The 14,992-nt window shown below is 31.7% G+C and carries 10 protein-coding genes; all 10 read left to right on the forward strand.

The features are described from left to right. Nucleotides 1-236 precede the first annotated feature (236 nt). Nucleotides 237-1,895 carry a nucleoside kinase gene (locus EHE19_RS07275; protein ID WP_137696566.1) on the forward strand — a complete coding sequence of 553 codons (1,659 nt, stop codon included), beginning with the start codon at nt 237-239 and terminating at the stop codon, nt 1,893-1,895. 300 nt (nt 1,896-2,195) lie between these two features. After that, nucleotides 2,196-2,540 carry a hypothetical protein gene (locus EHE19_RS07280; protein ID WP_137696565.1) on the forward strand — a complete coding sequence of 115 codons (345 nt, stop codon included), beginning with the start codon at nt 2,196-2,198 and terminating at the stop codon, nt 2,538-2,540. A gap of 376 nt (nt 2,541-2,916) precedes the next feature. Further along, nucleotides 2,917-3,336: an ATP-binding protein gene (locus tag EHE19_RS07285; RefSeq protein ID WP_137696564.1), complete on the forward strand. Its 420-nt coding sequence runs from the start codon at nt 2,917-2,919 to the stop codon at nt 3,334-3,336. A gap of 101 nt (nt 3,337-3,437) precedes the next feature. Further along, a complete protein-coding gene (locus EHE19_RS07290; protein ID WP_137696563.1) occupies nt 3,438-4,745 on the forward strand; it encodes a [Fe-Fe] hydrogenase large subunit C-terminal domain-containing protein in 1,308 nt (435 codons plus the stop codon). Between the two features lie 551 nt (nt 4,746-5,296). After that, nucleotides 5,297-5,635 carry a DRTGG domain-containing protein gene (locus EHE19_RS07295; RefSeq protein ID WP_137696562.1) on the forward strand — a complete coding sequence of 113 codons (339 nt, stop codon included), beginning with the start codon at nt 5,297-5,299 and terminating at the stop codon, nt 5,633-5,635. A gap of 170 nt (nt 5,636-5,805) precedes the next feature. Next, entirely contained in the window at nt 5,806-6,525 is a 720-nt protein-coding gene (locus tag EHE19_RS07300; RefSeq protein WP_137696561.1) for a PHP domain-containing protein, read from the forward strand. Between the two features lie 63 nt (nt 6,526-6,588). Next, nucleotides 6,589-9,660 carry an EAL domain-containing protein gene (locus EHE19_RS07305; protein ID WP_137696560.1) on the forward strand — a complete coding sequence of 1,024 codons (3,072 nt, stop codon included), beginning with the start codon at nt 6,589-6,591 and terminating at the stop codon, nt 9,658-9,660. 581 nt (nt 9,661-10,241) lie between these two features. Beyond that, nucleotides 10,242-11,039, forward strand: a complete 798-nt coding sequence (locus EHE19_RS07310) for a TrmH family RNA methyltransferase (protein WP_137696559.1) — start codon at nt 10,242-10,244, stop codon at nt 11,037-11,039. A gap of 162 nt (nt 11,040-11,201) precedes the next feature. Next, the gene (locus EHE19_RS07315) at nt 11,202-12,230 is read left to right on the forward strand and encodes a LacI family DNA-binding transcriptional regulator (RefSeq protein WP_137696558.1); all 1,029 of its coding nucleotides are present in this window, start codon (nt 11,202-11,204) and stop codon (nt 12,228-12,230) included. 345 nt (nt 12,231-12,575) lie between these two features. Beyond that, the gene (locus tag EHE19_RS07320) at nt 12,576-14,984 is read left to right on the forward strand and encodes a glycoside hydrolase family 94 protein (protein WP_137696557.1); all 2,409 of its coding nucleotides are present in this window, start codon (nt 12,576-12,578) and stop codon (nt 14,982-14,984) included. Nucleotides 14,985-14,992 lie beyond the last annotated feature (8 nt).

Consider the following 14,992-nt stretch of genomic DNA (forward strand, 5'->3'; position numbering starts at 1 on the left):
GGTAAAAAAATATCTACTGCCTCTTTGAAACCACTCTGAATCAATTGAAATTCTACAATCAAAAAATATTGACATTATAATTTTTTTAGAAATATTACATTAAAAGGATATTTTACATTTTGTATAGAATATTATAAACTAGAGAAAAGTAGAAAAATATATTAATATCTGAATAAATGGCAAGCTAATAACATCAATTTGGATTACGCAAAAATTCATTTTAAAACGGAGGGTGTATGGAAAATAAAAAAGTTATTGTTACTATAGATAATAATAAATATGAAATTGATATAAAAACCTCTCTTTCAGAATTAAGTAAACGTTTTAAAAGTAATAATACTTATGCTATTGTTGCAGCAAGAGTAAATAATGACATAAAGGATTTGAATTATGAAGTAAATGAGGATTCAGAAATAAAGTTTATAGACTTAACTGATGAAGATGGTATGAGAATATATAGGAGAAGTTTGTACTTTATTTTTATCAAAGCAGTAAATGACATTTTTCCTGATAGAAATGCAATAGTCAGCCATCCTATGAGCAATGGTGTGTACTGTGAAATTAATGGAAGTGAAGCGTTAACAGAAATTGATGTTGAAAAAGTTGAAAAGAAGATGAGAGAGATCATTGCAAGCAACTTGCCTTTTAATAAAAAGGTTATTTCTTTAGAGGAAGCCAGACAGCTGTACAAAAATACTGGAAGACTTGATAAATATGAAGTGCTGGAATATAGGAAAAAATCACATGTAACAGTTTATAACTGTGGAGGTTATGAAGACTATTTTTATGGATATATGTTACCAAGTACCGGCTATATAGATTGCTTTGCACTTAAATTTTACCAACCCGGTGTTATAATACAGTTTCCATCAAAATCTAACCCAAAGGAACTTCAACCATTTGAGGAGCAGAAAAAGCTATTTAAAGTTTTTATTGACTACAAAAAGTGGGTACGAATTTTGGGAGTACAAAATGTAGGAGCACTAAATGACATTGTAAATGCAGGTAAAATAGGAGATTTAATAAGAGTAAGCGAAGCTATTCATGAGAAGAAAATAGCTGAAATTGCTGATAAAATAACAAACCATGAGGAAGAAAAAAGAATTGTTCTTATTTCTGGACCATCCTCTTCTGGTAAAACTACCTTTGCAAATAGACTTGGTATTCAGCTTAGAGTCAATGGTTTCAATCCTCAGACTATTTCGTTAGATAATTATTTTGTAGATAGAGAAAAAACTCCAAAGGATTCAGATGGTGACTATGATTATGAAGCACTTGAAGCCATAGATGTTGATTTGTTCAATAAGCATCTTAATCAGCTATTAGAGGGCTTTGAGGTTGAAGTTCCAATTTATAATTTTGAAACAGGTTCAAGAGAGCCCTTTGGACAAAAAATGAAAATGAATAAAAATACCATTCTTGTAATAGAAGGCATACATGGTTTAAATGATAGGCTTACAGCATCAATCTCACCAGAAGATAAATATAAGATTTATGTCAGTGCACTGACTTCAATGAATATTGATGATCACAATAGAATACCATCTACAGATACCAGATTATTAAGAAGAATCGTAAGGGATAATCAATTTAGAGGATGCTCCGCGATTAATACAATAAATAGATGGCCTTCAGTGAGAAGAGGTGAGGAAAAAAATATATTTCCTTATCAAGAGAATGCTGATATTATGTTTAACTCGTCGCTTGTATATGAGTTGTGTTTGTTGAAGACATATGCAGAGCCTCTTCTAATGGAATTGGGACAAGAAAATGAAAGATACTCTGAGGTTAAGAGATTGATTGAATTTTTGAGTTATTTCTTACCTATAGACGCAAAGGATGTTCCTAATAATTCTATAGTGAAGGAATTTATTGGAGGTAGTTGCTTCTTTTAGGCAAAACTTAGTGAGAGTGAACCTCTAGTATATGGACGGTTAAAAAATTGGTTTATGGTGTTTAATTTCTAGAGGTTCTAGTAACAATCATTAAAAAGACCTTAACTTTGGCGCTAATAAAAGATTTATCGGTGCTGGAGATTTATCATTGGCTTGTTTATGCAAATTAACTTTATTTTAGCTATAATAAACTTTTCATTGATAAGTTCTCCTATACTAATAATTTTCAACTGCTAAAGTTGATTAGTCAATATATTGCAATATTATTTTTTAGGTACATACTCTATAAGGGGTGGGAAAATGAAGCTACGTGAAATATCTGAAATATTGGAGGCTCAAGTAATTACTGGCGAAGATTTGTTGGAACATACTGTTACAGCGGGATGTGGTTCTGATTTAATGAGTGATGTAATGGCTTATGTAACAGAAAGTGTGTTACTGCTGACAGGACTTATTAACTTACAGGTTATCAGAACTGCAGAAATGATGGATATAAAGGCTATTGTTTTTGTAAGAGGTAAGCTTCCATTAGATAGTATGGTTGAATTGGCAAGAGAAAAAGGGATTGTTTTAATGTCAACTAAGCTTACTATGTTTGTTTCGTGTGGCAGACTATATAATGCAGGTCTGCAAGGGAAATCTTAAAATGCTTGCTGAAAGGTTTGAGCTTTTTGAAATGGTATATAGATAATATATTATTCTAATTAGTGGTGAACATTAGCTTAGTAAGGGGTACACCTTATGATTAGCGGTTAAAACAAGTTCTAGTTCGTTTGTGAAACTAGAAACACAAATAGTAACATTAAAGTGTATGCTCTGCTTTATTGCTCAAATCATGAAAAGCTGCTCGGTGCATTTTGATATGCTGTGAGAAGGATGAATGCTTGAAATGTAACTTTCATTTTTCTAGCTAGCTTTATAAAACTTTAGTATTTCTATAATCAGGTGATAGAGGAGGACTGCGTCTGTGCCAGAATGTAAGTGGTATTGAAAAATGCTGAGCATGGATGTTAATCTAAATATGAGTACTATAAAGCTAAAGTATGAAATACCTGCAAATGACTTTATAATCGCTGGGGAAGCCTCTAGTAATGTAAAAAACAAACTAACGCAAATTGGAGTTTCAGCCGATATAATTAAGAAGGCCGCTATTTCTATGTATGAAGCTGAAATAAACGCAGTTATTCATGGAAATGGTGGATATGCATATGTTGAAATTTTTAGTGATAAGGTAGTTATTAAGATTGTTGATAGTGGCCCCGGAATTCCTGATGTGGAACAGGCAATGCAGGAGGGGTATTCAACGGCTCCTGATAAGATAAGAGAAATGGGCTTTGGAGCTGGAATGGGACTTCCAAATATGAAGAAGTATGCTGACAAGCTAGAGATATATACTGAGGTTGGAAAGGGAACAACTATAATTATAACAGTTAATTTTTAGTTATATTGAGTTATAAATTTAATTTTGAATTTAAGCATTATATTTAAATATTGATAGAATAAATATAAATATAAATATATAGTTTATGGTAGGGGGTTAATGTGAAAGAGTATTTTCATTCTGTTAATCTTGACAAAGACAAATGCAGAGGTTGTACTAATTGTATAAAGCGGTGTCCAACTGAGGCTATTCGTGTACGAAAAAGTAAAGCTCAGATTATAAATGAGAGATGTATAGATTGCGGTGAATGTATACGTGTTTGTCCTTATCATGCTAAAACTGCCATAAATGATGGGCTAGATATAATTAATAATTTTAAATACAAAGTTGTTTTACCTGCACCATCTCTTTATGGTCAGTTTGATAAAAAGTATTCTAGAGACAATATTTTATTTGCATTAAAGTCAATTGGCTTTGATTATGTTTTTGAGGTGGCAAAAGCTGCTGAAATAGTAAGTGAAGCTACAAGACAATTATTGAAAAATAATGAAATAAAAAAACCAATGATATCATCTGCTTGTCCAGCAGTTGTAAGACTTATTCAGGTTAGGTTTCCTGGATTGATTGATAATATTGTCAAATTGGAATCTCCGATGGAGGTTGCAGCTAAAATAGCAAAAAGTGAGATTCATGAAAAATATAATATACCTATGGATGATATTGGGGCATTTTTTATTTCGCCATGTGCTGCAAAGGCAACAAGTGTTAAATCTCCATATGAAAAGCAAAAATCAAATGTTGATGGAGTAATATTTATTAAAGATATATATTTAAAGATACTTTCTGCATTGAACAATGTAGATAATACGAAAAAGTTAGCAGAGGCCGGAGCAGACGGAATTGATTGGGCTAATTCTGGTGGCGAAAGTGGAGCGTTAGGTACTGAAAAGGTTTTATCTGTTGATGGAATTCACAATGTTATTAAAATATTTGATGAAATTGAAGCAGACAGACTTAGTGATATTGAATTTGTTGAAGCGCTTTCATGTACAGGGGGCTGTCTGGGTGGACCATTAACTTTGACTAATGTATTTATAGCAAAGACAACACAGAAGAAACATATGAGTGAAGCTTCAAAGAAAAGTATTAACGGTATATATAAAAGAAGCTATAAGGATCTTGTATGGACATCAAATGTTGAATATAAGCCTGTTATGAAGCTAGATCAAAATGTTTCAAAAGCTATAGAAAAATTAGAAATGCTTGAAAAGCTATATGAGGAGTTGCCTGGCTTGGATTGTGGTGCATGTGGATCTCCAAACTGTCGTGCACTTGCAGAAGATATTGTAAGAGGAACAGCTAATGAGACTGATTGTATTTTTAAACTGAGAGAAAGAATACGGGGGTTAGCTGAGGAAATGGTAGAGTTAGGAGGAAAGATGCCTCCTGTTATGGATAGGGACAAATAATTATTTGATATAATAAAATAAAATTTGCTTATTTGTCCCCGACAAGTAGCTTCGCTACTTGTCTCCGCAAATAAACTACGTTTATTTGAATTAGTTGGGCAAAGGTTGTTTGTCCCCGAAAGTAGCTTTGCTATTTATCTCAAAGAAGGGCAAAGCTTATTGGGCCCAAAAAGCAGAGTTACTTGATTTAGCAAAATAAACTTTACTTAATTTGGATTTGACAGCGGCAGAACTATTTGTCTCTGCTAATAAACATAGAATATTTGATTTAACTGTTAGGTAAAGCTTATTGTTTTTCGAAATGGTAGAGTTATTTGACTGGGCAAATAAAATAATATATTACATGTTTCAAAAATAGCGTTGCTGCTAAATTTAAGGCATTTGATTGGTATTTTGGACATGCCTATATAAACTAACATTAAGTTTATATTAGTTTGATTATAAAGAGTTTTTATTTGCTAGTTATATAAAAGTGTAACCATTGACAATAGCATCGGTTATTTAGCCGATAGTAATTGACTTTAAGCATTTTTTATAATGATGGAGGGCAAATGTATATTGATGATCTAATTGCTGTAATAGATGGAAAACTTTTGACTCAAAAGGTTAAAAATGCTGTAAAAATAGAAAATGTTTATATTTGTGATTTACTTAGTTGGGTTATGTCTCATGCACAAAAAGGGGATGCATGGATTACTGTTTTAACAAATGTTAATGTGCCTGCAGTTGCTATGTTGACTGATGTAGCATGTGTTATTATCCCAGAAGGAATAGACGTTGAAGAGTTAACGCTAAGGAAAGCGAATGAAAATGAAATAACAATAATCAGTACTAAGTACAGTGCTTTTGAGATTTGTAAGAAAATAATAAAGTCAATGGATAATAACTAATGATCCCTTTCTGGTAAAGAAGAGGTGGGGGGAACAGTGTGTTTTTCTTTTAAGGGAATTTTGATAATCCCTCCTTCATTGACAGAATTTATTAATATCCTTACGATGCAAAAATGGTGCAAAATTATTGTACAATAAATTAATATAGGATTCTTTTATGGAGGCAAAAAGTGAACGTTGCATATGATTTACATATTCATTCTTCATTATCTCCTTGTGCAGATAATGATATGACACCAAACAATATAGTCAATATGAGTATATTGAAGGGGTTGGATGTTATAGCAATAACTGATCATAACTCATGTGCAAACGTGCAGGCAATTGTAAATTGTGCAAAAAATACTTCATTACTTGTTATACCTGGTATAGAAATTGAGACTGCGGAAGAAATACATGTAATTTGTTTGTTTTCTGATATGGAAAGAGCAGCAGAAATGCAGAAGCTAGTATACTCTAGATTACCTGATATCAAAAATAAGGAAGAAATTTTTGGTGAACAGCTCATATTTGATGAAAAAGATAATCTGATTTCAAAGGAGAGTAGACTACTTTTAACTGCAGCAGATATAACTATTAATGAGGTTTTTGATATTGTTAATAATGAACTAAACGGAATTGCTATCCCAGCACATATTGATAGACAAGCCAATTCTATCATTTCAAGTTTTGGTACTATACCAGAGGATATAGATGTGAAATGTGTAGAGATTAGCGATAGAAATACCGAAAGTACTATTATTTCAAATTTAATTAAATTAAATAGAACAAAAAGAATATATTCATCAGATGCACATTATTTGTGGGATATTCATGAAAGAGAGTACTTTGTAGAAGTTGAAAGTTTGACAATTACAAATGTTATCAAGACATTAGGAGTTAGTAAGTAAAAGATTTATAAGATTTATAATTTGTAAGTCTTTTATAAGTTTCCTAATGAAAGGGGCTAAAGAATGACATTAACTTATACTTTATCATTATTATTTTTTATATCTTTTTCTGTATATATTTTTTTGGGGCTATATATTTTTCTTCTTAATGTGAAAAGTACATTAAATAGATTGTTTCTTTTGGTTACTATTTCTCTAAGTATATGGTCGTTTGCTTTTTCAATGTGTTTTCTCACAACTGATCTTAATACAGCAGTGTCATGGAGAATGTTTGCAGCTATAGGATGGTCAACTATATTTAGTTTTTTAATACATTTTTTTATTCTATTAACTGATAGAAGTGAGTTGTTAAAAAAAAGATGGGTTTACATATTAATTTATTTGCCAGCAGTGGTGTTTGTTATTGTTTTTTGCCTATATTTTAGCTTTGCAAGACAGCAGTATAACCTAGCTTATTCTGATGTTGGTTGGATAACTGTTGAAAAAAAGAATATTTGGGCTCAAATATATAATGTTTACTATGTATTTAGCACTATACTTGGCGTATATCTTCTGGGAAGTTGGGGAAAAAAATCAAAATCCGCAGATAAAAAAAAGATGTCATTTTTGATGATTGCTTCTTTTGCATTTTCAGTTTTGTTAGGTACTGTAACCGAAACCATAGTTAATGTATATACGTCTGTACAATGTCCGCAGTTGGCTCCATTTCTAGCTGTTTTGCCTATTAGTGTTGTTTGCTATGTTACAAAAAAATACGGACTTTTAATCCCTAAGGATAATTTTGTAGCTGAACCAGGTAAAATATTGAATAAAGAAAATAAGGGAAGAATACACCAGATAATGTCTGTAAGCTTTTTTATTGGAGCCCTGCTAAATTTTATATCTCAGTTTTACTTTAATAAGAGAGAAATTTCTTCTATACTATTCTTCAGTATATTTTTGATTTTTGTTGGAATATTGATTCAAATTATTCGAAAATTGCCAATGAAAGAGGATAAAAGAGGCTTGCTCTTTACGGCTACTATATCTTTAACCGTTCCAATAATTACATTTGAGTACATCAGTACTGGAAGTACAACTGTTTGGGCAGCTCCTTTCATTTTTGTTATGATTTGTGTTGTGTTTAATAAACGTCAATTGTTATATGCTTTAGGTATATCTGTTATTATTACGCAATTTATTGTATGGATAAAGGTACCAGCTGTTTATGTGAGGGTTGATGGAGCTGACTATCTTGTCAGAATTGCTTTTTTTGGTATAACTATTTTGATGGCTTATTATATTAATCAAATATATATTAATCGTCTGAAAGAGAACGAAAATCAAATTAAATTTCAGAAAATGATTTCTACTATTTCAGCTGATTTAATTGGAGTTAATGAATTTAATATTGATGAGAAAATAGATTCTTTCTTAAACTACAGTGGAGATTATTTTGATTTAGACAGAATAATGTTTGTAAGTTTATCTAAAAATTTCAAAACCTATGAATGGTATAAACAAGGTATGGAATCTGCAATTGAATATATTCCTAATATTATAGAGAATAATATGAAATGGTGGAAGAGACAGCTATATAATAAAGATATAGTGCATATTTCTGATATAGAAATGCTTCCAGAGGAAGCAACTAAAGAGAAAGCAATTTTAGAAGAGCTAAAGGTTAAATCTTTATATGCAATTCCACTGACTAGAAAAGGCCGAGCTTTAGGTTTTTTGATTTTTATTTCTAATCAAGAAAAAGAATTCTTTAATGATAATCATAAAAAATTGCTCAAAATTCTGTCAAATATATTGACAGATGGTTTAATTAAAGTGGAAGCTGAAAAAGAAATTTGCTATATGGCATATTATGATTCTTTATCGGGTATACCTAATCGTACATTATTCAAAAATAGATTAGACCAGGAAATCGCTTTAGCAAAGAGAGATAATACTTTAATAGGTGTAATTTTCATTGATCTAGATTCCTTTAAGCTTATAAATGATACCATTGGGCATTTTGGCGGAAATGAAGTAATAAAGGAGGTCGCAAACAGGCTTACAGCTTGTACACGTAAACATGATACAGTTGCACGTTTTGGTGGTGATGAATTTTTAGTACTTGTTAACCAAGTTACTGAAATAGATGATATTGAAAAGATTGCAAATGAAATTCTTATATCTATATCAAAACCAATATCTATTCAAGATCAAGAGTTTTTCACTACTGCTAGTATGGGTATTTCTATTTATCCTTATGATGGTGAAGATACAGAAACATTAATTAAGAATGCGGACTTAGCAATGTATAGTTCTAAAGAAAATGGCAAGCATCAATATACTATATGTTCTTCAAAGATTAAAGATGAGGTATCGAATAAGACAAAAATTACCAACCATCTATATAGAGCCATTGAAAAGAATGAATTTGTTTTATATTATCAACCACAGATATGTACTGCTACAAAAGAAATAGTTGGTGTTGAGGCTTTGCTTCGTTGGGATAATCATGAGTTTGGAATGATTCCACCAAAGGTATTTATGCCATTAGCCGAGCAGACAGGATTGATTGATCCTATTGGCAAATGGGTGCTTGAAACAGCATGTCGTCAGAATAAAAAGTGGCAGGAGGAGGGACTACCTCCTATAAGAATGTCTGTAAATCTTGCTGCTGAGCAATTTCAAGATAAAAAGCTGATTAGTTTTGTCAATAAAGTGCTATGCGAAACCAAGCTGGATGCAAAGTATCTTGAATTGGAAATTACTGAAAGTGCTGCCGTAGATAAAGAAAAATATAAGTATACAATACAGATGCTGAATGAACTAAAAGCACTGGGTGTATCTATTTCAATAGATGATTTTGGAACGGAGTATTCCTCTTTAGGTAGATTAAAGACTTTACCTATAGATCAGCTTAAAATAGATATGCAGTTTGTTCAGAATATATCAGAGAGTAAAAAAGATGAAGCAATTGTAAAGACTATAATTCAACTTGCAAAAAATCTCGAACTCAATGTAATTGCTGAAGGTGTAGAGAAAGAAGAACAGTACGAATTTCTTAAGAGAGAAATGTGTGATGAAATACAGGGGTATTATTTTTATAAACCTATGCCTGTTTCAGAATTGGAAAAAATTCTGTTTAGTCAAAAATGAAACAGAACATAGATCATGATACATAACTTAATGCGTTGTACAATTTGATATTTTAACCTTATAGGAAAAAAATATTATAGTAAAATTATTATAGAAAAATTACCGTACTTTTATACTGATAACTCTGTACAAACTTATCTAAATAGAACTCTCAAGATAATTTTTGAATTAGTATTTGTTCAACAGCATCATTCTGTTTGCCTGCAAAGAGTTTTGGGCTTGCAGAATGATTTTATACATAAATGATTTTATACATATATGAATATTGATTTTGTATGAATATTGATTTTGTATGAATATTGATTTTGTATGAATATTGATTTTGGTTTCAAGGCAAAATTTTTGTATTCTTTAAGCAAGCGCTCTCATACAACTAATTCATGCAATTATTTTAAGACCAAAGACGATGAAAAGTAATCCATGCTTAAAATCAACAATAGTTGGATATATAATAAATTAACTTAAAGCATTATATTACAGCTAGTTTAATTTGTATTGACTCATGCAATTTTTCATGGAACAGTTTTGTTACTTGGATTTTTATGGAAAGAATTTTATAGATATAAACAGGAGATTAAATGATGAACTATATACAGAGCAATCAAAATAAGACAATAAAAGAGATTAAGGCATTGCATCTGAAAAAAAACAGAGATGCGGAAGGACTTTATTTTGTTGAAGGAATTAGGTTTGTAAACGATGCAATTGATAATGAGCAGGATATTATAAAAGTGATTATATCTGATAAACTTGAAAGTTTAAATGGAGGAAAAGAACTGATTAATAGAGTAAATTCAGTATGTAATGAGTGTTTTCTTGTAAATGAAAAGCTTTTTAAGGAAATATCAGATACACAAACACCTCAAGGAATTCTTGCAGTGCTAAAAAAGAAAGAAAATAATCTTGATGAAATTATTAAGCAGGGAAATTCAATAGTGATATTAGATAGACTTCAGGATCCAGGAAATGTAGGAACTATAATCAGGACATCAGATGCTGCTGGTATTTCTGCAGTTATATTGACAAAAGGCTGTGTTGACCTTTTTTCGCCAAAGGTTTTGCGTTCAACTATGGGTTCTGTTTTTCATTTACCCATTTTTGAAAATATGAAAATAGATGGATCAATTGAACTCTTAAAACAATCTAATTATAAGATAATCGCATCACATTTGAAGGGAAAAAACAATTACTATAATGAAGACTTAACAGGTAAGATTGCAATAATAGTTGGAAATGAGGCAAATGGAATAAGTGATGAAACAGCGCAGTTATCAGATAGCTTAGTAAAGATACCAATGCCAGGAAGGGCAGAGTCTTTAAATGCGTCTATAGCTGCTTCTATAATGATTTACGAAATAGTGCGACAGAAATTAAAATGAATGCTTGTTTCCAAACATATATGTAGTATATAATGTTAACTGTAAAGTAATAAATTAGAAATTGATGTAATTTAGCTTTTTTGGCTTATGCGAAGCAAAAGGTTTTCCCATAATAGTTTCATCATTTTGTGTTTGTGCACAGCGAAAGGAATGACATTTAGTATGAGTAACATTTTTGATATTGCGAAATTGGCAGGAGTGTCTAAAACAACTGTTTCAAGAGTAATAAACAATAAACCTGGTGTAAAAGATGAAACTCGTATTAAGGTACTTGATGCCATAGAACAGCTGGATTACACTCCAAATCAAGCAGCTAGAAGCCTTGTTTCAAGGAAGTCGGGAGTTATAGGAGTTATTTATAATGTTTTTAATGCTTCTATATATCTAAATTTAGCTAATCTGCTTGAAAAATACGCTGCTCAATATAATTATAATGTTGTATTTTGTAGCACAAATGATGATTGCGACTCAAAATTAAGGTATGTGCAATACTTTACAAGTGGCACAGCCGATGGGCTCATTTTATTTGGGAGTGATTGCAGGGATTCAGAGATAGTAAAAAAAATCATTGACTCAAAATATCCTTTAGTAGTAATTGAAAATTATTTTAAAGATATAAAGGTAAATGATATTATTATTGACAATTTTAATGGAGCTAAAAAAGCTGTTCAATATTTAATAGATCTTGGACATACTAAAATAGCTCACATAACAGGAAATATAAGCCATAAAGTGGCTTTGGAAAGATTGAACGGATATAAAGAGGCACTTAAGGAAAATGGTATTGAGTATAATGAGGATTACGTGATTTTTACTGATGCAGGCGAAAGTAGTGGTAGTGAAGCTATAGAAAAACTTATTTTTTTAAATGATCCACCTACCGCTGTGTTTACATTTAATGACATGCAGGGCTATGATGCAATACAGAAAGCCAAAGAGATTGGGGTTCAGGTACCCCAGGATTTATCAATTATTGGATGCGATAACATATATGAGGTTTTACACTATATTTCATCAAATCTTAGACTTACATCATTGATGCAGCCAATCGAAAAGATTGCTCAATCAGCTATCGAATTAATTATGAAGAATATAGCCAATAATAAGTCAGAGCCTCAAGTTTTATCATTTGATACTGAATTATACTATGGGGAAACATGCAGTTGTAGAGAATCTGGTTGTGATGATTAATAAAGAATAGAACTTTGATTTTGTTTACAGTTAGATTGTACATTACTATTTTCTGTAAGCTATTTTTTAAATCAAATATGGGAGCGTTCCCGTGTACTATATTTTCTCTTTATCTAGTTTAAATGCATAAAAATGTCATATAATAAGGCTTATATCCTGAATTTATATAAATGAATGTTATACATAAAGCTTATGTGAACAGGTAGAGTTATAAAGACATCAACATATGCTAGTATTGCTAAAAAATATTTATTTTATAAACCACTGCAAAATACATTATAATGTGGCCCCATATTTTATATGTAAAACCGTAATTATATGTTATTAATGGAGGAGAATTTTTAAATGAGGTATGGATATTTTGACAAAAAGAACAAAGAATATGTTGTCACTAGGCCAGACACGCCAACGCCATGGATAAACTATATTGGAAGTGGAAATTATGGCGGTATTGTATCTAATACAGGCGGAGGTTACAGCTTTCACAAGGATCCTCAAAATAGGCGTGTAACAAGATACAGATATAATAGTATACCTATGGATAGACCTGGAAGGTATATATATATCAGAAATAAGGATACCGGAGAATATTGGAACCCTGGTTACCAGCCAGTATTAAAGAAAATTGACAGCTATAGTTGCCGTCATGGTATGGGGTATACTGTTTTGACAGGAGAGTATCAAGGTGTTATTGGTGAAGTAACATACTTTGTTCCGGATGATAAAAACTTTGAAATTTGGCATGTAAAGCTATCAAATATTCGCGGTGTAGCACAAAAACTTCAAGTGTTTGCGTACTCTGAGTTTTGTTTTTGGGATGCAATAATGGATCAGCAAAATGTTGACTGGGTTCAACAAATAAACCAAGGAAGATATGATGATGGTATAATTACATATCACCCACATCATATAACTGATAATGCAGCTTTTTTTGCTACCGGAGAAAAGGTTAGCAGTTTTGATACTAATCTTGAAACATTTATTGGGAAATACAGATCTGAAAGTAATCCTATTGCTGTTGAGCAGGGTGGGTGCAGTAACTCAATTTCCCGTAGAATGAACGGTGTTGGTGCATTTTGTATTGACGCTGATTTAGGACCAAATGAAGAAAGAGAAATGGTATTTATTCTTGGTTTTGCAGAAGAGAGAAAGGAAATAAGACAGGATATTAAAGATTACTTATCTCCTAACAATGCAAAAGCTGCTTTAGTTCGTTTAAAAGAGTATTGGGAGAACTATATAGGAAAATTATGCGTAGATACTCCTGATGAAGAAATGAATCTTTTTGTAAATGTGTGGAATCAATACCAGTGTAAAACAACATTTAACTGGTCTCGTTTTGTTTCTCTTTATCAGCTTGGATTAGGAAGAGGAATGGGAATTCGTGATAGTGCACAAGACAGTTTAGGAGTAATGCATACAATACCAAGTGAAGCAAAAGAACTTATAATAAAACTTTTGAAATGTCAATTTACTGATGGTAGAGCATATCATTTGTTCTTTCCGCTTACAGGAGAGGGTGGACAAGGTGATGCACCTGTTAAAAAATATGACTGGTATTCAGATGACCATTTGTGGCTCATTTTAGCTGTAAATGCTTATGTTAAAGAGACTGGTGACTTTAAATTCCTAAATGAACCAATTTTATATAATGATAAGACTACATCTGAAACAGTAATGAAGCATTTAGACAGGGCATTAGAATTTACTTATAATAATAGAGGACCTAATAATATAGCTTTAGCTGGACGTGCTGACTGGAACGATACATTAAATCTTGATTTAGGCAACGGCGTTGCTGAGAGTGTTTTTACATCCATGCTATTTTGCAGGGCAGTTTTAGAAATGCTTGAATTATGTGAGTACTTGAAAAACAATGGCTTTTGCTCAGAGGATAGTGCTATGTATAAAGAAATGAGTTGTGAAGGTGTTGAACCATGCTCAAAGTTCAGTGATATGTATCAAGAAATGCGAAATGCCATTAATGAAAGTAGTTGGGATGGAGAATGGTATAAGAGAGCCTTTGACGATTATGGAAATCCTTTGGGATCAAAAGAAAACGAGTACGGTAAAATATTTATAAACTCTCAGTCTTGGGCTATTTTAGGTAAGGTTGCTGATGTGGAAAAGGCTGAAAAATGTATGGAATCAGTTGATAAGTACTTGAATTCAAAATTTGGAATTGTAACAATGTATCCATCTTATCCTGAATATGATGAGACAAAGGGAGGAATTACAACATTCCCTGTAGGTACGAAGGAGAATGGTGGAATATTCTTGCATACAAATCCATGGATGATGATTTCAGAAACTTTATTAGGTAATGGAGACAAGGCTTTTGAATATTATAGCCAGATATTGCCAGGAAAGAGAAATGATGATGCAGAGTTATATGAAGTTGAGCCGTATGTATATTGTCAGAATATTCTTGGGAAAGAAAATCCTCAATTTGGAGTTGGAAGAAATTCATGGCTTTCTGGTACAGCGGCTTGGAACATGGTAGCTTCTAGTCAGCATATTTTAGGAATCAGAGCTAATTATGACTGCTTGATTGTTGAACCTTGTATACCATCAAATTGGGAAGGATTTAAGGCAAAGAGAGTATTTAGAGGTGCAACTTATAATATTGAGGTTCAGAATCCAAATGGTGTAAATTCTGGCATTGCAAAAATTACAGTAGATGGTGAAGAGGTTACCAAAATACCTGTATTTGAGGCAGGAACTACTCATACCGTTATAGTTTTAATGAAATAGTAATTTAA

It is taken from the genome of Ruminiclostridium herbifermentans, assembly GCF_005473905.2.
Taxonomy (GTDB): Bacteria; Bacillota; Clostridia; order Acetivibrionales; family DSM-1351; genus Ruminiclostridium; species Ruminiclostridium herbifermentans.